Origin of the sequence: Micromonospora sp. NPDC047134 (assembly GCF_040643455.1) — a bacterium.
Classification (GTDB): Bacteria; Actinomycetota; Actinomycetes; order Mycobacteriales; family Micromonosporaceae; genus Micromonospora.
In genome coordinates this window covers 32,842-51,835 of sequence record NZ_JBEYUI010000032.1, presented here as the reverse complement: position 1 = coordinate 51,835, position 18,994 = coordinate 32,842, and the positions used below count along the sequence as shown (strand labels likewise).

General features: G+C 71.7%; 13 protein-coding genes. 9 read left to right on the top strand and 4 right to left on the bottom strand.

What is annotated here, in order from left to right; genetic code table 11:
- Positions 1-178: 178 nt before the first annotated feature.
- The gene (locus tag ABZ795_RS26235) at positions 179-2,536 is read left to right on the top strand and encodes a pyruvate dehydrogenase (RefSeq protein WP_357532284.1); all 2,358 of its coding nucleotides are present in this window, start codon (positions 179-181) and stop codon (positions 2,534-2,536) included.
- A gap of 234 nt (positions 2,537-2,770) precedes the next feature.
- On the opposite strand, the gene ABZ795_RS26230 is transcribed toward ABZ795_RS26235, so the two are convergent.
- A complete protein-coding gene (locus ABZ795_RS26230) occupies positions 2,771-4,351 on the bottom strand; it encodes a metallophosphoesterase (RefSeq protein WP_357532283.1) in 1,581 nt (526 codons plus the stop codon).
- Positions 4,352-4,417: 66 nt separating this feature from the next.
- The gene (locus tag ABZ795_RS26225) at positions 4,418-5,584 is read right to left on the bottom strand and encodes a PQQ-dependent sugar dehydrogenase (protein WP_357532282.1); all 1,167 of its coding nucleotides are present in this window, start codon (positions 5,582-5,584) and stop codon (positions 4,418-4,420) included.
- A gap of 96 nt (positions 5,585-5,680) precedes the next feature.
- Here ABZ795_RS26225 and ABZ795_RS26220 point away from each other — a divergent pair, with 96 nt between their 5' ends.
- Positions 5,681-6,601 (top strand): 2-hydroxyacid dehydrogenase, encoded by a 921-nt coding sequence (locus ABZ795_RS26220; RefSeq protein WP_357532281.1) that lies wholly within the window; start codon positions 5,681-5,683, stop codon positions 6,599-6,601.
- Here ABZ795_RS26220 and ABZ795_RS26215 read toward each other — a convergent pair.
- A complete protein-coding gene (locus tag ABZ795_RS26215) occupies positions 6,595-6,972 on the bottom strand; it encodes a PH domain-containing protein (protein WP_327022341.1) in 378 nt (125 codons plus the stop codon). The two genes, ABZ795_RS26220 and ABZ795_RS26215, sit on opposite strands and share 7 nt — an antisense overlap.
- A 209-nt stretch (positions 6,973-7,181) precedes the next feature.
- On the opposite strand from ABZ795_RS26215, the gene ABZ795_RS26210 reads away from it, so the two are divergent.
- A complete protein-coding gene (locus ABZ795_RS26210) occupies positions 7,182-9,512 on the top strand; it encodes an EAL domain-containing protein (protein WP_357532280.1) in 2,331 nt (776 codons plus the stop codon).
- Positions 9,513-9,525: 13 nt separating this feature from the next.
- On the opposite strand, the gene ABZ795_RS26205 is transcribed toward ABZ795_RS26210, so the two are convergent.
- Complete coding sequence (locus tag ABZ795_RS26205; protein ID WP_357532279.1) at positions 9,526-10,539, bottom strand: LacI family DNA-binding transcriptional regulator; 1,014 nt, start codon at positions 10,537-10,539, stop codon at positions 9,526-9,528.
- A gap of 322 nt (positions 10,540-10,861) precedes the next feature.
- Between ABZ795_RS26205 and ABZ795_RS26200 the strand changes: the two genes are divergently transcribed.
- The 6 genes from ABZ795_RS26200 (at position 10,862) to ABZ795_RS26175 (ending at position 18,845) form a co-directional block, all read left to right on the top strand.
- Positions 10,862-12,139 (top strand): extracellular solute-binding protein, encoded by a 1,278-nt coding sequence (locus tag ABZ795_RS26200; protein WP_357532278.1) that lies wholly within the window; start codon positions 10,862-10,864, stop codon positions 12,137-12,139.
- Between the two features lie 10 nt (positions 12,140-12,149).
- Complete coding sequence (locus ABZ795_RS26195) at positions 12,150-13,208, top strand: sugar ABC transporter permease (RefSeq protein WP_357532277.1); 1,059 nt, start codon at positions 12,150-12,152, stop codon at positions 13,206-13,208.
- A gap of 62 nt (positions 13,209-13,270) precedes the next feature.
- The gene (locus tag ABZ795_RS26190; protein ID WP_327027239.1) at positions 13,271-14,116 is read left to right on the top strand and encodes a carbohydrate ABC transporter permease; all 846 of its coding nucleotides are present in this window, start codon (positions 13,271-13,273) and stop codon (positions 14,114-14,116) included.
- The gene (locus ABZ795_RS26185; protein ID WP_357532276.1) at positions 14,113-16,596 is read left to right on the top strand and encodes a glycoside hydrolase family 2 protein; all 2,484 of its coding nucleotides are present in this window, start codon (positions 14,113-14,115) and stop codon (positions 16,594-16,596) included. The genes ABZ795_RS26190 and ABZ795_RS26185 overlap by 4 nt, the downstream gene beginning before the upstream one ends.
- A gap of 207 nt (positions 16,597-16,803) precedes the next feature.
- Positions 16,804-17,142 carry a metalloregulator ArsR/SmtB family transcription factor gene (locus ABZ795_RS26180; protein WP_357532275.1) on the top strand — a complete coding sequence of 113 codons (339 nt, stop codon included), beginning with the start codon at positions 16,804-16,806 and terminating at the stop codon, positions 17,140-17,142.
- Positions 17,143-17,180: 38 nt separating this feature from the next.
- Positions 17,181-18,845 (top strand): SulP family inorganic anion transporter, encoded by a 1,665-nt coding sequence (locus ABZ795_RS26175; protein ID WP_357532287.1) that lies wholly within the window; start codon positions 17,181-17,183, stop codon positions 18,843-18,845.
- Positions 18,846-18,994 lie beyond the last annotated feature (149 nt).

Below are 18,994 nucleotides of genomic sequence, written 5' to 3'. Positions count from 1 at the left end.
CCCCCACCCCCCACCCCCACCCCCACCCCCGTCTCGCCCCGTTGATCATGAGGTTGGCGGCACCTTGGAGATCAACGACTGCCGCCAATCTCATGATCAACGGGGGCAGATGGGGGAGTGGGGAGAGGGGGGTGGGTCCTGTAGGGCGTCAATGGTGACGTTCGGATGGAGTTCAGCTGTGCAGCAGCACGATGTTGGTGTTCTCGATGAGATTCAGCGGCGGGTGCTCTGGCTCGCCACCCGGATCGTGGATGCGGCCAATCGGGAACGGGTGACCGGGGACGGGGTGAAGGTCGGGGGGCATCAGGCGTCCAGTGCCTCGCTGGTCAGTACGATGACTGCGTTGTGGTTCGCGCATCTGGATGGCGAGGACCGGGTCGCGGTCAAGCCGCACGCCTCCCCGGTTTTCCATGCCATTCAGTACCTGTTGGGCAACCTGGACCGGTCCTACCTGACTCGGCTGCGGGCCCGGGGTGGTCTCCAGTCGTACCCTTCGCGGACGAAGGACCCCGACGGGGTGGACTTCTCCACCGGGTCGGTGGGGCTGGGTGCGGCCGCGCCGCTGTTCGCCGCGGTGACCCGCCGCTACGTGGACGCGCACTTCGGGGCCCGCCCGCACTCTCGGTTCGTCGCGTTGATCGGTGACGCCGAGCTGGACGAGGGCAACATCTGGGAGGCGGTCGCCGACCCGGCCACCACCGGGCTCGGCAACGTGATGTGGGTGGTCGACTTCAACCGGCAGTCCCTGGACCGGGTGGTGCCGGGGGTACGCATCGACCAGTGGCGGGGGCAGTTCGAAGCGGCCGGCTGGCACGTGGTCGAGGTCAAGTACGGCCGCAAGCTGGCCGAGGCGTACGCCCAGCCCGGTGGGGAGGCGCTGCGCGACTGGATCGACGCGATGCCCAACGAGCAGTACCAGTCGCTGTTCGGGCTGACCGGACCGGAGCTGCGCAAGCAGTTCCTCGACGGCGCGCCGAACGCGGTGGCCACCTTCGTCGAGGACATTCCGGACGCCGAACTGGGCCCCCTGGTCACCGACCTGGGCGGGCACGACCTGGCGGCGCTGCTCGACGCGTACGCCCAGTGTGACGCGGTGACCGACCGGCCGAGTGTCGTGTTCGCGTACACCGTCAAGGGTTGGGGTCTGCCGATCGCCGGCAATCCGCGCAACCATTCCGCGCTGCTCACCGGCGACCAGATCGAGGCCCTGCGGGCCGCGCACGGCCTGACCCCGGACACCGAGTGGGACCGCCTCGACCCGGCCTCGCCCGCGGGCATCCGGGCCGGGCAGCGTCGGGAGGCGCTGTCCCGCGCGCCCCGCCGGCGGGCGCTGGGAGTCACCGTCCCCCAGACCACGAAGGTACGCGCCACCAAGCCGATCTCCACCCAGGAGGTCTTCGGTCGGGTGCTGGTCGACCTGGCCCGGGATCCGCAGGTGGGCAGGTACCTCGTCACCACCGCGCCGGACGTGGCGACCTCGACCAACCTGGCCGGGTTCATCAACAAGACCGGGGTGTTCGCGCCGACCGCCCAGCGGTCCTGGTCGCAAGACCGGATGCTGCGCTGGACGGAGAGCCCCGAGGGGCAGCACATCGAGCTGGGCATCTCCGAGATGAACCTGTTCCTGCTGCTCGGCCAGCTCGGCCTGGCCTGGGACCTGTCCGGGCAGCCGCTGCTGCCGGTCGGCACGGTGTACGACCCCTTCGTGCTGCGGGGCCTGGACGCCTTCCTCTACGGCACCTACTCCGGCTCCCGGTTCGTGGTCGCCGGAACCCCGTCGGGCATCACCCTGGCTCCGGAGGGCGGCGCCCACCAGTCCACCATCACCGCGAGCGTGGGCCTGGAACTGCCCGGGGTGACCTTCATCGAGCCGGCGTACGCGACCAGCCTGGACTGGTTGCTCTGCGACGCCCTGGGGCAGATCGCCGGCCCGGACCAGCCCGCGGCGACCGCGGCACCGGCCGAGGACGGGGCGTACTACTTCCGGCTGAGCACCCGACCGATGGACCAGGCACCCTTCGAGGCGGCCCGCGCCCGCCTCGGTGACGCGGTGCTGCGGCGGCAGGTGCTGGCCGGGGCGTACCGGCTGGTCGACGCACACCAGGCGTACCCGCACCTGGCCGGGGCCCCGACGGTGCAGCTGGCCGCCTCGGGTGCGGTACTGCCCGAGGTGCTGACCGCCGCGGCGGAACTGGCCGAGGAGGGGGTGGCCGCCCACGTCGTGGACGTCACCAGCCTCGACCGCCTCTACCGGGCCTGGCAGCGCACCCTGCGGCAGGGGGTACGCACGGCGACCGTGCCCAGTGTGCCGGGGGCCCTGCGGTCGGCCTTCGCCGACCGGACCCCGGTGGTCACCGTGCACGACGCCGCCTCGCACGCGATGGCCTGGCTGGGCTCGGCCCTGGCCGCCCCGGCGGTGCCGCTGGGGGTGGACGAGTTCGGCCAGTCCGGCAGCGTCCACGAGCTCTACGACCTGCACGACCTGCTCCCCGGCAGCATCGTCAACGCCGCCCTGGCCGCCCTCTCCCTCCACTGACCCCGCCCCCTGAAGCGGCCACCCCGCCTCCGCTCACCCCCACCCCACCCTGCACCCCGCGCACGCCCTCAACCCCGCCACCCCTCCACCCCTCCACCTCCGCGATCTTGCACTTTCTGACGCCACAAACCTCGCGAACCGGCGCAAATCAGCGACCAAAAGTGCAAGATCGGCGAGGTGAGGGTGAGGGTGAGGGCGAGGCGGGGGAGGGGAGGGGAGGCGGCGTGGGGTGGGTTAGCGGGTGGGGGTTGGGGTGGGTGGGGTGGGGGTTGTGGGGGTTGTGGGGGGAGTTATGACGGTGCGTTCCAGGTTGACCTGGGCTTGGCCGGTGCCTCCGACGGTGATGGTGTCGTAGGCCTGGAGCTGCTTGTCCTGGTCGAAGTAGAGCACCGTCATGGTCAGCGGGGTCGGCTCCTCGCCCTCCAGGCCGCGTAGTCCGGCGCCGCCGGTGGAACCCTGCACCATCAGGGTGGTGGGCTGCTGGCCCGGTACCTCCGGCAGCTGTTCGATCTGCCGCCGGTGGGTGTGACCGGCGAGCACCAGCGGGGTGGTGCCGGACAGGGGGCCGGCGATGACGGGGTCGTGCACCAGGGCGAGGTTCACCGGCTTGGGGGAGCTGCGGATGGTGGCGGCCAGGGTCTGACCGGTGGTGACCAGTTCGTCCGCGGTGGGCGGGACCGGGCTGCCGGCGGCCGGGGAGGTGCTCTTGTCCGGGGTGAAGCGGGGGTCGCCGATGCCGGCGATGGTCAGTCCGGCGACCGTGGTGGTCGCGTTGTCCAGCACGATCGCATTCGGTTGGCGGGCCACCGCCGCCGCCGTACGACCGGAGTCGTGGTTGCCCCGGATGTAGACGTACGGCTTGCGCAGCAGGCTGATCGAGCCGACGTAGGAGGCCTCCGGCTCGCTGCCCCAGTCGGTGATGTCCCCGGTGTCGATGACCACGTCGATGCCGAACTGCTCCACCACGGTGCGGATGAGCTGCCAGGCGGCCGGGTTGAGGTGCATGTCGGAGATGTGCAGGACCCGGGTGGTGCCGGGATCCTGCTCGTACACCGGCAGCGCCGACACGGTGGTGTAGAGCTGGGTGACGTTGCCGATGAGGCGTTGGAGCTGCTCGGCGTACCGGGTGTAGTCGTTGGCGATCTTGCGTACGTCGCCGACGATCGCGGGGGCGTTGACCAGCAGCCCCTCGTAGGTCGGCTCCTCGATGGCCTGGGGTCGCAGGGTGCTCGCGGCGGTGCCCAGGCTGCCCGCGGCGATCAGCAGGGCCAGCCCGCCCGCCCAGGCGGCCCGGCGGGTGTCCCGGAACACCAGCAGGGCCAGCAGCACGGTGGCCAGCACGGTGGCCCCGAGGGTACGCAGCCCTAGCCGCAGTACCCCGTCGTGGACCTCGTCGACCGCCGACTGGGTGGCCCGGTTGAGACTCGCCGGGTCGTCCAGCAAGGCCTCGACCCGGCTCTGGTCCAGCGCACCCAGCTCCACGGTCAGCTGGGTGGGCCCGTCATGACTGTTGAGCAGGAGAGCGCCCAGCGGCGGGATCTTGATGGTGGTGCCGCCGACCGTGGTCGGTGAGATGGACAGCTTGGCGCGGAAGGGACCGATGTCCGTGTGAACCTGCCCGCCGGCCAGGGTGCCGAGCAGCACCCCGGCCAGGGTGACGACCAGCACGGCCAGAGCCGTCCCTATTCGGCGTAGGCCGGTGGACCGCCCACGGCGGGGGGACGCCGCATTGCCCCGCCGCAGCGCGGGGAAGCGGCGGGTGCGACGGGTCGGCTCCGCGCCGTGGGGCGGCTGCCCGTGTTCCTGATCGCCCATATCGAGACTCTGACCTGCCCGCCGAAGGATCTTGACAAACCTGAGGGTGCTGTACTAGAGCCTGCCTCAGCTTCGCCCAGCTCCGCCACCTGCGAAAACAAGTCGCAACAGTCGGTCGTCCTCGGCGGCGGGACGGCCCCGCCCGTCATGGTTGGAGGTGCCCACCCAGATCGAGCCGTCCGGGGCGGTGGCCACCGCGCGCAGCCGCCCGTACCGCTCGGTCAGCAGGGCCTGGGGCTGCCCGAGCACCGTCCCGGCGTCGGTCAGCTCGACCAGCCAGAGACGCTGGCCGCGCAGGCAGGCGGTGGCCAGGGTGCGTTCGGTGGCCGCCAGCCCGGAGCAGGAGGCCTCGTCGGTAGACCACTGCACGATCGGGTCGACGTACTTGTCGTCGTCCCCTCGGCCCTCCACCTCGGGCCAGCCGTAGTTCTTGCCCTTGGTGATCTGGTTGATCTCGTCCCAGGTGTTCTGGCCGAACTCGACGGCGTACATCCGGTCGCCGTCCCAGGTGATGCCCTGCACGTTGCGGTGGCCCAGGGACCAGACCGGGGAGTCCGGGAAGGGGTTGCCGGGCGCGGGCTTGCCCTCCGGGGTGATCCGCAGGATCTTGCCGCCGAGCTGCTCGGCGTCCTGGGACTGGTCGGTGTCCCCGGCGTCGCCGGTGCTGGCGTAGAGGTGCCCGTCGGGGCCGAAGGCCAGGCCGCCGCCGTTGTGGATGCCGGCCTTGGGGATGCCGGTCAGGATCGGGGTGGGTTTCTCGCCGAGCCGCAACCGGGCGATCCGGTTGTCCTGTTCGGCGGTGTAGTAGACGAAGATGGTCCTGTCCTGCGCGTACTGCGGTGACACCGCGATGCCCAGCAGGCCACCCTCGCCCGAGGCGACCACCTCGTCGATGGTCTGCACCTCGGTGACCCGCAGACCGTCCGTGGTCGACTCCGGGCCGACCTGGACTATCCGGCCGCTGTCCCGTTCGGTGACCAGGGCCCCGCCGTCGGGCAGGAAGGCGATGCCCCACGGCACCCGCAGCCCCTGGGCGAGCACGGTGGCGACTACCTCCCGGCCGCCCTCGCCCGCCCCGGCGGAGGGGGTGGGCAGGTTCGGCGGTTCACCGGCGGGATCCGGCTCCGGTTCGCCGAGGCTGCAACCGGTGGCGACCAGCAGGAGTGTCGCGCAGGACACCCCCAGGAGGGTACGGAGCTTACGGGCACGGGGGAGTGGCAGACGGGCGCTCACGCGGCCCAGGGTAGCCCGCCGTGGACGCCCGCGCCGGTGCCCGCATCCGCCGACCCGCCGTGGCTCTGGCCGTCGCCGGGGCTATCGTCAGCCAGCGTGAAGGTATGGATTCCGCACGAGACCGGTCACGACCTGCTGGGTGAGCTGCCGCCGGAGGTCATCGTCGAGACGATGAGCGATCCGGATCGGCTGCCCTCCCCGACCGCCGGTGTCCGGTTCTGGGTGCCGCCCTTCCTGGCCCCGGCGGCGGCCACCACCCTGCTGCGGGAACTGCCCGACCTGGCGGTGGTCCAGCTGCTCTCGGCCGGGGCGGATCCGTGGATCGGGCGGATCCCGCCGGGGGTCCTGCTCTGCGATGCCCGGGGGGTGCACGATCCCTCGACCGCCGAGTGGGTGGTCACCGCCATCCTGTCCCAGCTGCGTGGCTTCCCGGCCCTGGCCCGCGCCCAGGCCCAGCGCCGGTGGGCGTACGACGAGGTGGCCCCGACCGACGAGCTGACCGGCAAACGTGTGCTGATCGTCGGTGCCGGTTCGATCGGTACCGCCGTGCGGAACCGGCTGGCCCCCTTCGAGGTGCAGTTCGACCTGGTGGCCCGGACGGCGCGACCGGGGGTGCACGGGGTGGAGGCCCTGCCCACCCTGCTGCCGCAGGCCGACATCGTGGTGCTGCTGGTGCCGCTGACCGAGCAGACCCGGGGCCTGGTCGACGAAGCCTTCCTGGCCGCGATGCCGGACGGCGCCCTGCTGGTGAACGCCGCCCGGGGACCGGTCGTGGACACGAAGGCGCTGGTGGCCGAGGTGACGACCGGCCGGATCAGCGCGGCCCTGGACGTCACCGACCCGGAGCCCCTGCCCGCCGACCATCCGCTCTGGGAGCTGCCGAACGTGCTGATCACCCCGCATGTGGCCGGGTCGGTACGCGGGCTGCTGCCTCGGGCGTACGACCTGGTGGGGCGACAGATCCGGCGCTTCGTCGCCGGGGAGCAGCCCGACAACGTGGTGGTGGACGGCTACTGAGCCGCCTGGACCTCGCCCTGTCCGGCCGCGGCGACCAGCAGCGGCAGGTCCCGCTGGCGTACCGCGGGCAGGACGAGTCGAGAGCCGTCGTCGAGTTGGGCCACCGCCCGGCCGCGGGCGTCGCCGCCCAGCTCGACGATCTGGTCCCAGCGGATCCGGCGGTCGCCGACCAGGGCCCGTAGCCGCAGCCCGTCGCGGTCCGCGTCCGTACCGGCCCGCCAGGCCCAGACCCCCACGGCCAGGGGCACCAGCAACACCGGCAGCAGGTACGCGCTGGCGCTGGCCAGGGGCAGGGCACCGATGGTGCCGATGATCGCCCCCACCAGGAGGGCCTGATGGTGTCGGAATCGGGTGCTCTCGGTGCGGCTCACCCCTCGATGATTCCACCCGCAGGGCGGCGGACGGCACCGGGTGGCGGACGAGGGCCCTGCTGCGTGTGCTCAACCGAGCGCGTACAGTGATCTGGCTCACCGGGCGTCACTGCTTGCGCGCTGGCTCGTTTACGGGGACGAGTGGCCGACTAGCTGTTCGCCCCTCGCACCGCCGCACCGCCCCGTGCCCCCTCACGAAGGCGAATGTCGTGCCCGTCGCGTCCGTGTTCCGCGCCACCCTCCGACGTACCCCCCTGCCGGAGCTCTGCGTCGTCGCGGTGGCGGCCGTGCTCGTCCTGGTCAGCGCCGCCGGAGCGATGCCGGGGCTGGCGGTGGTGGCGCTGGCCGGCGCGGCCGGTTCGACCCTGGCCGGGGTGCGGCTGTCCCGCCTGGCCGCCGGCCCCGAGGTGCCGACCGCCGGTCCGGGCGGCGGGCGGCTGGCCCGTCGCCGTGCGGCCCGCCCCCGTCGGGCCGCCGCCCTGCTGCACGCGGCCGTGGTGATCGCCGGGCTGTCCGTGGCGGTGCTGCCGCTGGTCTCCGTCGGTGGCCGCCCGGCGGCCGCCCTCGCCGGACTGGCCGGTACCGCCGGACTGCTGGCCGGTGGCCTGTTCAGCCTGCCCCGCCGGGCGGAACTCTGCGCCCGGATGGGCCGTCGTCGGCTGCTCGACGGGGTGGCGGCCGGAGCCGCCCTGGTGCTCACCGCCTGGCTGCTGCTGCCGTACGCCGGGGTGTCCGCCCAGGTGCGGTTGGTCGCCGCGGTGGCCGTCGGGGTGCTGGCGGTAGCCGTGCTCGCCGCGCTGACCGGGCCGCACCGGCACTCCGGGATAACCCGGTGTCGGGCCGGGGCAGGACTGACCCTGCTGGCCCTGACCCTGCTGGTGGCGCTGCCGACCGAGGTGGGGCGGGCGGCCCTGGTGGCGGTGGCCCCTCTGGTGATCGGGGTGCTGCTGACCGCCGCCGGGGTACGGCGGGTGGTGGAGACGGACTCGGAGCCGACACCGGCGGCCACGGCGCTCTGGCCACGGGTGGTGGTGCCGGCGGCCGGGGTGGTGCTGGCCACCGTCCACCACCTCCAGTCCGGGCGGCTGCCGGACCGCACCACCGTGCTGCTGGCCCTCGCCGTGGTGCCCGCCCTGGTGGCCCGCGAACTGCTCGACCCCGGCCCGAAGTCCACCCCGACCCCGACAGCGCAGACCACTACGAGCCCGGGAGCCCCGACCCCCGGCGGCCAGCCGACTACCCCGGCCTCGGTGGCGCCGACCCCCACCGGCCCGGAGAGCACCCCGGTGACCATGGCCGTGGCGGCCGTCGAGGAGTCCGTACTCCGTGGCCGTGCCGCCCTGCTGCAAGCCCTGGCGGCCCGATCGCAGTCGGCGGGCGGCACCCTGCTGGTGGTCGACCTGCACCTCACGGAGTTGCCCGGGATGACCGTGCGGGACGACATGATTGCCGAGGCCCTCCGGCGGGCACGGGCCGTGACCACCCCGCAGGACGAGGTGGTAGACCTGACCGGCAGCGGTTTCGCGGTGGTCACCGGCGCCGCCTCGTTGCTGGCCTACGCCCTGGGCGCCCGGCTGCTGGCCGCGTTGAACCGGCCGTACGAGGTGTCCGGGGCGGTGCTGCGCTCACGGGCCAGTATCGGGCTGGCCGAACTGGCCCACGGTCGCCCGGAGGACGTGTTGCGCCAGGCGGAACTGGCCCGCCGACGCGCCACCCAGCTGGGTCGGGACCGGATCGAGTGGTACGACGCGTACCTGGAGGAGCAACTGGTCCGCCGACTGGACCTGGAACGGGAACTGCCCGGCGCGGTCGCCCGAGGCGAGTTGGACCTGGTCTACCAGCCGGTGGTCGGGCTCGGCGACCGGCTGCCGGTCGGTACGGAGGCCCTGCTTCGTTGGCGCAGTCCGGTGCTCGGCACGGTCTTCCCCGCCGAGTTGCTGCCGGTGGCCGAGGATCTCGACATCACCGGCGAGTTGGACGCCTGGGTGTTGGACCGGGCCTGCCGGCAGGTGGCGGAGTGGTCCCTCGGGGGACGACGGCTGCGGATGGGAATCAATGTCACCGTCCGGGAGCTGACCTCGCCGGATTTCGTGCCCCGGACGGCGGCGGTCCTGGCGGCGTACGGGGTGGCGCCGGATCAGCTGGTGGTCGAGGTGGCCGAGCCACGGGTGGGTGCGGAGTTGTCGACCGTGGTGGCCCGGTTGGCCGGGCTGCGGTCGATGGGCATCCGGACCGCTCTGGACGACTTCCGGGTCGAGCAGGCCTCCCTGGCCCAGCTCCGGCGACTGCCGATCGATCTGCTGAAGGTGGGACCGGAGGTGGCCGGGGCCGACGGGGAGCGCCCCCTGCTGGACGTGGTGGTCACGGTCGCCGACCGGTTGGGGGTGGAGGTGGTCGCCGACAAGCTGGAATCCGCCCACCAGGTCGAGGCGGCCCGCCGGGCCGGGTTCCGCTACGGCCAGGGGTACGAGCTGGCCCGGCCCGCCACGGCCGAGCGGGTGGAGGCGTACTTCGAGGACTTCCCGTACACCTTCCGGTGATCGCTTAACCGGTTCATGCCGCCGGACCGGTGCTGCCACGGGGGGTCAGGTGTGCCTGTTCGTCCTGGAGGTCGGTCGCGGGAGCACCCTCGATGAGCCGAAGGAGTTGCCGGGCGGCATGTGCCCCGTAGGCCGGGATGTCCCGGCCCACCGCGGTCAGCGGCGGATGCACCAGCCGACACAGTGGAGAGTCGTCCCAGGCCACGATGGACAGATCGGCGGGAACGGTCAACCCCATCTCCTGGGCCACGGACAACCCGGCGATGGCCATCACGTCGTTGTCGTAGATCACCGCGGTGGGGCGGATGCGGGAACTGAGCAACCGCCGGGTCACCCGGGCCCCTTCCTCCCCGGTGTAGTCCGTCGAGACGACGACCGACTCGGCCAGCCCCAGCCGCTGACACACCTCGGTGAAGGCCCGGGTGCGGATGTCGGTGTGCAGCAGGTCGGGCAGGCCGGCCACCCGGGCCACCCGGCGATGCCCCAGGGCGTACAGGTACTCCACGGTCTCCACGAGGGCCGCGGCGTCGTCGGCCCAGACGCTGGCCAGCCGCCCGGTGCCGGACGGCCCCCCGATCACCACGGCGGGCAGCCCCAACTCCTCCAGCACCGGCACCCGCTGGTCGTCGGTGCGCAGGTCGCAGACCAGCACCCCGTCGACCCGCCGCTCACCCCACCACCGGCGGTAGACCGCGATCTCGGCCTGCGGGTCGGCGACCACCTGGAGGGTCAGGGCGTACGACCGGGCGGACAACTCCGCCTCGACGCCACTGATCAGCTCCATGAAGAAGGGTTCTATGCCGAGGGTCTGGGCGGGGCGGGCGAGGATCAGGCCGATGGCCCGGGCGGTGGCCCCGGACAGGGCCCGGGCCGCACTGCTGGGGCTGAAGCCGATCTCGGCGGCGATGGCGAGGATGCGTTGCCGGGTCGCCTCGGAGACCCCGGGCTGGCCGTTGAGGGCGTACGACACCGCGCCCTTGGAAACCCCCGCCCGCCGGGCGACATCCGCGATCGTGGGCCGCTTCACCGGCGTACGCCCTCCTGAGCCAGTCCGTTGTCCGCTGGACAGGCTACCCGCCGATGGCCACCGACCAGGTGTGGGCCTGAAGGTGGCAACTTGTTCGGTTCAGCTCAGCACCTGAGGGCTCGGGTTCTGTCGAGCTGAGTCGGCCAGGCCCCCTGTATCGCCGGGTGGATCAGGGTTTTGTCGTCCTGAGGTTACGGGCGGGCCGGTTTGGTGACCCGCCGTTGACACGCCTGATGCGTCCCCGTACGGTGGCGTCACTTATCCGGTTCAGTCGATGTATCTCGATCTTTGTATCGAACCCACTCGTCTTGGAGGATGGGTCATGAAGCGGTCTACGCCTCGATGGCTGCGGGTAGCAGCCGTGGCACTGGTGGTCGGTTCCCTCGTCGTAGCCTGCAGCGGACGCAGCACCACCGGTGGCACCGGCGGCGACGGTCAGGTCACCCTGACGATCAACTTCTGGGGCGACTTCGGCCTGCAGGAGCTCAAGACCAGGTACGAGGCCGAGCACTCGAACGTCAGGATCGCCCTCAACTCGGGCGAGTACAACGCCCAGCACGAGGACCTGCAGAAGAAGCTGATCGCCGGTTCCGGTGCGCCCGACATCGCCGCCATCGACGAGGGCTTCATGGTGCAGTTCCGCAGCCAGGCGGACCAGTTCGTCAACCTCCTCGACCGTGGTGCGGGCAAGTACGAGAGCAACTATCTGCCGTGGAAGTGGAAGCAGTCGCTGTCGGCCGACGGCAGGACCCAGATCGCTCTCGGCACCGACGTGGGCGGCCTGGCCATGTGCTACCGCACGGACCTGTTCGCCGCCGCCGGCCTGCCCACCGACCGGGACCAGGTCTCCGCCCTCTGGCCCACCTGGGACGACTTCCTGACGGTGGGCCAGCGCTATGTAGCCCAGACGGACAAGAAGTTCCTCGACAACGCGACCAACCTGTTCAACCCGATCCTCGGCCAACAGCCGGTCGGCTTCTACGACTCCGAGGAGCGGCTGCTGATGGAGGGCGGCCCGAAGGTCGCCTTCGACTACGCGGTCAAGGCCGCCGACCTGGGCCTGTCGGCAAACCTGACCAGCTTCCAGGCCGACTGGGACAAGGGCTTCACCAACGGCTCCTTCGCGGTGCTCACCTGTCCGGCCTGGATGCTCGGCCACATCCAGAACACCGCGCCCGGGACCGAGGGCAAGTGGGACATCGCCGCCGTGCCCGGCGGGGGTGGCAACTGGGGCGGGTCCTTCCTGACCATCCCCAAGCAGGGCAGGAACGTCGACGAGGCGTACAAGTTCCTGGAGTGGCTGATCCAGCCCGAACAGCAGATCGAGGTCTTCAAGACGGTAGGCAACCTGCCCTCACAGCCAGGGCTCTACACCGACCCCGCGATCGCCGACTTCAAGAACGAGTTCTTCAACTCGGCGCCGGTCGGGCAGATCTTCCCGAAGATGGCCGAGGGCCTGACGCCGCAGTACCTGGGCCGGAAGAACGGACCGACCCGGGTGGCGGTGGAGAACGTGATCAACCGGGTGCAGAACGGCACCCTGAAGTCGGACGCGGCCTGGGCCGAGGCGATCAAGGAAGCCGAGAAGGCCAGCAGGTGAGGTGACCGGGATGCGCGGACGGGTCCGCGTACCCCGGCACCGGTCCGTCCTCCCGTCGTACCTGGAGTGTGTCCTCATGCCCACCACGCGCGCGGCCGGCGAACCGGCCCTCCGCCGCCGAGGGGCGGCCCCCGACCGGTCGATGACCTGGCGGGATCGGCTCCACCGCTTCGACGTGCGTTACGTGCCGTACCTGTTGATCGCGCCGTTCTTCCTGCTCTTCCTCGTCTTCGGGCTGTTCCCGATGGTCTTCAACGCGGTGGTGGCACTGCGGCACTGGCGTCTGGACCAGCCGGACCTGACCGGCTGGGCCGGGACGGAGAACTTCCGCCGGCTGTTCACCGACGGCGACTTCGGCAACGCCCTCTACAACACCTTCGGCATCTTCCTGCTCTCCACCGTCCCGCAACTGCTGCTGGCGCTGGTCGTCGCCTCGATGCTCAACCGTCGGCTGCGGGGCCAGACCTGGTGGCGGGTCAGCGCGTTGCTGCCGTACATCACCCCGATCACCGCCTCCACCCTGGTGTTCAACGTCTTCTTCGCCCGTGACCTGGGGATGGCGAACTGGGCGCTCGGGCTGGTCGGGATCGGCACCGAGACCCCGATCGACTGGCGGGCCGACAAGCTGCACTCCTGGATCGCCATCGCCACGATGGTCAACTGGAAGTGGGTCGGCTACCACGCCCTGCTCTTCCTGGCCGCTATGCAGTCCATTCCCCGGGACGTGTACGAGGCCTCGGCCCTGGACGGGGCCGGCCCCTGGCGTCAGCTCTGGCGGATCACCGTGCCGATGATCCGCCCGGTGCTCATCTTCAGCGTGGTGCTCTCCACCATCGGCGGGCTCCAGTTGTTCACCGAGCCGATGCTGTTCGACCTCAACGCACAGGCCGCCACCGGGGGTTCCGGCGGGGAGTGGCAGACCGTGGCCCAGCTGATCTACCGGGTGGGCTGGAAGGACCTCAACCTCGGGTACGCCGCCGCGATGTCCTGGGCGCTGTTCCTCATCATCCTGGTGGTCGCCGCGCTGAACACCGCACTGACCAATCGCATGTCGGGGGGACGCAGGTGAGTCTTCTTCAGCGGCGGCGTACCGCCCCGGCCGTACCCTCCGCCGCGCGTCGGCGGTCCGCGATGCTGGGCCGGGCCCCCCAGGACACCCCGGCCGGCATCGGCACCTATCTGTTCCTGTCGGTCACCGCCTTGTTCGCGGCCTTCCCGCTGTACTGGATGTTCGTCATCGCCACCAGCACCGACGAGGCCACCTCGCAGCTGCCGCCGGTGGTGATCCCCGGGGACCGGTTCCTGGCGAACCTGGAGGAGGTCTTCTCCCTCCAGGACGTCTACTTCGCCGCCTCCCTGGTCAACAGCGTCATCGTCGCCACGGCGGTGACCGCCTCGGTGCTGTTCTTCTGCTCGCTGGCCGGCTTCGCCTTCGCCAAGCTGCGGTTCCGGGGCAGCCGGGCCCTGATGCTCTTCGTGATCCTGACCCTGACCGTGCCCAACCAGCTCGGCATCGTCGCGCTCTACATCGTGATGGGCAGGCTAGGTTGGAACGGCACCCTGCTGGCGGTGATCGTGCCCGGCATGGTCACCGCGTTCGGGGTGTTCTACATGCGACAGTTCATCGTCAACACGGTGCCGGACGAGTTGGTCGAGGCCGCTCGGGTGGACGGGGCCAGCACCATGCGGATCTGGTGGACGGTCGCCCTGCCCGCGGTGCGTCCGGCCCTGGTGGTGCTCGGCCTGCTCACCTTCGTCGCCACCTGGAACGACTTCCAATGGCCCCTGATCACCCTCAACGGCACCGACTACCCCACCTCGATGGTGGCCATCTCCGACCTGGCCAGCGGCAACTACGTCATCTACCGGCGGGTGCTGGCCGGCGCGTTCGTGGCAACGGTGCCACTGCTGATCATGCTCGTCATCGGTGGTCGACAGATCGTCCGAGGAATCATGGAAGGCGCGGTGAAATCGTGAGCGACACGCGCGGGACCGGTCCGCTCCGGCAGGCACTGCACGAGGGTTGGACCCTGCGGGCGGTCACCGGCCCGCAGGTCCCACCGGAGGTAGAGGGTCGGGTCGTACCGGCCACCGTGCCCGGCTGTGTGCACACCGACCTGCTGGCCGCCGGACTGATCCCCGACCCCTACCTGGACGACAACGAGACCCGGCTGGCCTGGATCGGGCACACCGACTGGGCCTACGAGACCACCTTCGACCGGCCCCCCGGCGCCCACCGGCGGCTCGACCTGGTCTGTGCCGGGCTGGACACGGTGGCCACGGTGACCCTCAACGGGGTCGAGGTGGGCCGGACGGAGAACATGCACCGCGGCCACCGCTTCGACTTGACCTCGCTGCTACAACCCAGGAACAACACCCTGGCCGTACGCTTCGACTCCGCCTACCGGTACGCCCATGCCCATCGGGACCGCCTCGGGGACCGGCCCAACGCCTACCCGGAGCCCTTCCAGTTCATCCGCAAGATGGCCTGCAACTTCGGCTGGGACTGGGGGCCCACCCTGGTGACCGCCGGCATCTGGCAGGAGATCGGCCTGCACGGGTGGTCGGTAGCCCGGCTGGCCACCGTACGCCCATTGGTCACCGTCACCGGTGGCGACGGGCGGGTGGACCTGCATGTCGAGGTGGACCGGCTGGCCGAGGTGCCGCTTACCGTACGGGCCCAGGTGGCCGGGGTGCTCGTCGAGGCGACCCTCCCGGCGGGGCAGCGCAGTACCACCCTGGTCGTCGAGGTGCCCCGACCCGCGCTGTGGTGGCCACGGGGCCACGGCGACCAGCCCCGCTACGACCTAAATCTGACCCTGCACGGGCCGGAGGGGGACATTCTCGACACCTGGCACCGGCGGATCGGGTTCCGCTCGGTACGCCTGGACACCACCCCGGACCCGCACGGTGCCCCGTTCACCCTGCACGTCAACGAGGTGCCGATCTTCGTTCGGGGAGTCAACTGGATCCCGGACGACGTCTTCCCCACCCGGGTCACCCGGGAACGCCTGGCCCACCGCTTCGACCAGGCCCTGGCGGCCAACGTCAACCTGCTGCGGGTCTGGGGCGGCGGCCGGTACGAGTCGGCGGACTTCTACGACCTGGCCGACGAGCGGGGCCTGCTGGTGCAGCAGGACTTCCTCTTCGCCTGCGCGGCCTACCCGGAGGAGGAGCCGTTCGCCACCGAGGTGGCCGCCGAGGCCGCCGAGCAGGTGACCCGGCTGGCGCCGCATCCCTGTTTGGTGCTGTGGACCGGGAACAACGAGAACATCTGGGGCTGGCACGACTGGGGTTGGCAGGAGCAGTTGGCCGGGCGCAGCTGGGGTCGCGGCTACTACCTGGACCTGCTGCCCGGCATCCTCGCCGACCTGGACCCCACCCGCCCCTACTGGCCGGGCAGCCCCTGGTCGGGCAGCGAGCAGATCCACCCCAACGACCCGGCGTACGGCACCACCCACATCTGGGACGTCTGGAACACCGAGGACTACCTCAGGTACCGCGACTACCTGCCCCGGTTCGTCGCGGAGTTCGGATACCAGGGGCCACCGGCGTACGCGACCCTGCGCCGGGCGATCTCCGACGAACCCCTTGCGTACGACTCGCCCGGCATGGCGCACCACCAGAAGGCCATCGACGGCGACGCCAAACTGCGCCGGGGGTTGGACGCCCACCTGCCCGAGCCGCGTGACTTCGACGACTGGCACTACCTGACCCAGCTCAACCAGGCCCGGGCCATCCAACTGGGGGTGGAGCATTTCCGCTCCCACCGGGGGCGGTGCATGGGCACCATCGTCTGGCAGTTCAACGACTGCTGGCCGGTCACCTCCTGGGCCGCCATCGACGGGGACGGTCGCCGCAAACCCCTGTGGTACGCGCTGCGCCGGGCGTACGCCGACCGGCTGCTCACCCTGCAACCCCGCGACGGCGGGCTGGCCCTGGTGGCGGTCAACGACACCGGTCAGCCCTGGCGGGCCCCGGTCACGGTCACCCGGTTCACCCTGGCCGGGGAGCCCCGCGCCAAGACCACCCTGGAGGTGGCGGTGCCCGGGTACGCCACGGTCACCCTTGCCCTGCCGGCGGACCTGGCCCGCCCGGAGGACCCGTACACCGAACTGCTGGTGGCCGAGGCGGGCGAGGCGGCCGGACGGGCCTGGTGGTTCTTCGCGGAGGACCGTGACCTGCCGTTGCCGGCGGCGGACTTCGCGGCCACCGTGCAGCCGGTCGACGGCGGCCTGCGGGTCCGGGTGCACGCCCACACCCTCCTGCGGGACCTGGTGCTCTATCCCGACCGGCTAGATCCCGACGCCGAGGTCGACGAGGCCGTGGTGACCCTGCTGCCCGGGGAGTCGACGACCTTCACGGTGCGTACGGCGCAGCCGATCGACCCGACCGCGCTGATCACCCGACCCGTGCTGCGCTGCGTCAACGACCTGTCCACCCCGTCACCGGCCTGATCGACCGGCCACCCCGCTGCCCGCCCCGGCACCGGGTCTCCGGCGGCGGATCGTGGCGGTGGGTCAGTCCGCGACCCGCCAACGTCCGCTGGCGGCCCTGGGATCCGCCCGGTCCGGGCCGCTCCGTCGGATTTCTAAGTTGAAGAATCCTGCAAGTGCTAAAGTCTTCAGCGTGCCGACCTGGGCGCTGGGGAAGGAGCACGAGGCGTGTCCGTGCCGCTGTACCAGGCGAAGGCGGAGCTTTTCCGCACCCTCGGTCATCCCGTCCGCATCCGGGTGCTGGAGTTGCTCCAGGACGGCCCCAAGCCGGTGCGTGACCTGCTGGCCGCCATCGAGGTGGAGGCCTCCAACCTCTCCCAGCAACTGGCCGTGCTGCGCCGGGCGGGCATGGTCACCTCCCACCGGGACGGCCCGCTGGTGATGTACGCGTTGAGCACCCCCGACGTGGCCGACCTGTTGGCCGCCGGTCGGCGGATCCTCGGGGCGGTGCTCGCCGACCGGGACGGCCTGCTCGACCAGTTGCGTGCCGGGGGAGCGGGCCGGTGAACGATGTCGGCGCCGCACACCCCGGCAGGCCGGGCGCCGTGCTGGCCGCCGTCTGGCGGCGTACCCGTGCCCTGCTGCCCGACCGGGCCGACCTGCAGGCGGTCCGGCGAGCGCCGCGCCGCGACCTCGTGGCCGGGCTGACCGTGGCGGTCGTCGCCCTGCCGCTGGCCCTGGCCTTCGGGGTCACCTCCGGGCTGGGGGCGGAGGCCGGGCTGATCACCGCAGTGGTCGCCGGTGCGGTGGCTGCCGTCTTCGGCGGCTCCAACCTCCAGGTCTCCGGGCCCACCGGGGCGATGACGGTGGTGCTGGTGCCGATCGTGGCCCAGTTCGGGGCGGCCGGAGTGCTGATGGTCGGCGTCCTGGCCGGGCTGATCCTGATCGCCCTGGCCTTCGCTCGCATGGGGCGATTTGTGCGCTTTCTTCCGGTCCCGGTGATCGAGGGCTTCACCGCCGGCATCGCCGTGGTCATCGCCCTGCAACAGGTACCGGCCGCCCTGGGGGTGACCGACGCCGAGGGGGAACGGGTCTGGGCGGTGGCCGCCGACGCGGTGGCCCGGTTCGTCGCACACCCCCAGCCGGCCCCGATCGTGATGGCCCTCGGGGTGGCGGCGGTGATGCTGATCGGCGCCCGGTGGCGTCCCGGGGTGCCGTTCTCGCTGCTGGCCGTGGCCGCCGCGACCCTGCTGGCGGAGTTCGCGCCGATCGACCTGATCCGCATCGGGGCCCTGCCGCAGTCCCTGCCCGCCCCCTCGCTGGACTTCCTGGACCTGGGTGCGGTCGGGGTCCTGCTGCCCGCCGCCCTGGCGGTGGCGGCACTGGCCGCGTTGGAGAGCCTGCTCTCGGCCACGGTCGCCGACGGCATGACGGTCGGCCAGCGACACGATCCGGATCGGGAGCTGTTCGGGCAGGGCCTGGCGAATCTGGCCGCCCCGCTGTTCGGCGGCATCCCGGCCACCGCGGCGATCGCGCGTACCGCCGTGAACGTGCGGGCCGGCGCCGTCTCCAAGCTGGCCGCCCTGATCCACGCCCTGGCCCTGGCCGCCATCGTGCTGGCCGCCGCGCCCCTGGTCGGCCGCATCCCGCTGGCGGCCCTGGCCGGGGTCCTGCTGGCCACCACGGTACGGATGGTCGAGGCGGCCTCGCTGTGGGCGCTGGCCCGCTCCACCCGGGGCGACGCCCTGGTGCTGGTGCTCACCTTCGCGGTCACCGTCATCTGGGACCTGGTCACCGCCGTGGCGGTCGGGGTGGGGGTCGCCATCATGGTGGCCCTGCGTGCCGTGGCCCGCAGCGCCCGGCTGGAACAGGTCCCCCTGGACGCCGACGATCACACCGCCGAGGAGCAGGCCCTGCTGGCCGAGCACATCGTGGCCTACCGCCTGGACGGCCCCCTCTTCTTCGCGGCCGCGCACAACTTCCTGCTCCAGCTCTCCGACGTGGCCGACGTGCGGGTGGTCATTCTCCGAATGGCCCGGGTCACCACCATCGACGCCACCGGTGCCCAGGTGCTCGGCGACGCCATCCGCCGCCTCCAGGGCCGGGGCATCACCGTGCTGCTGTCCGGCATCGATTCCGACCACGACCAGGTGCTGGACACCCTCGGGGTGGCCGATCAACTACGCCGCGACAACCTGATCTTCCCCGACACCCCGGCCGCGATCGCGTACGCCCGTACCCTGGCCCTGCCCGCCGCAGCCGCAGCCTAGGCGGCGAGGGCGCGCTGGTAGGGTCGCCGCCCCCTAGGCGGACACCCGCTGACCGCCCCGCTGGCAGGGGCGCCGCCGCCGTTACGGCGCCGCCATCCCACACGCATTGACCAGTGTCGAATGACCGGCTACCATTCGGGCGGGTCGGA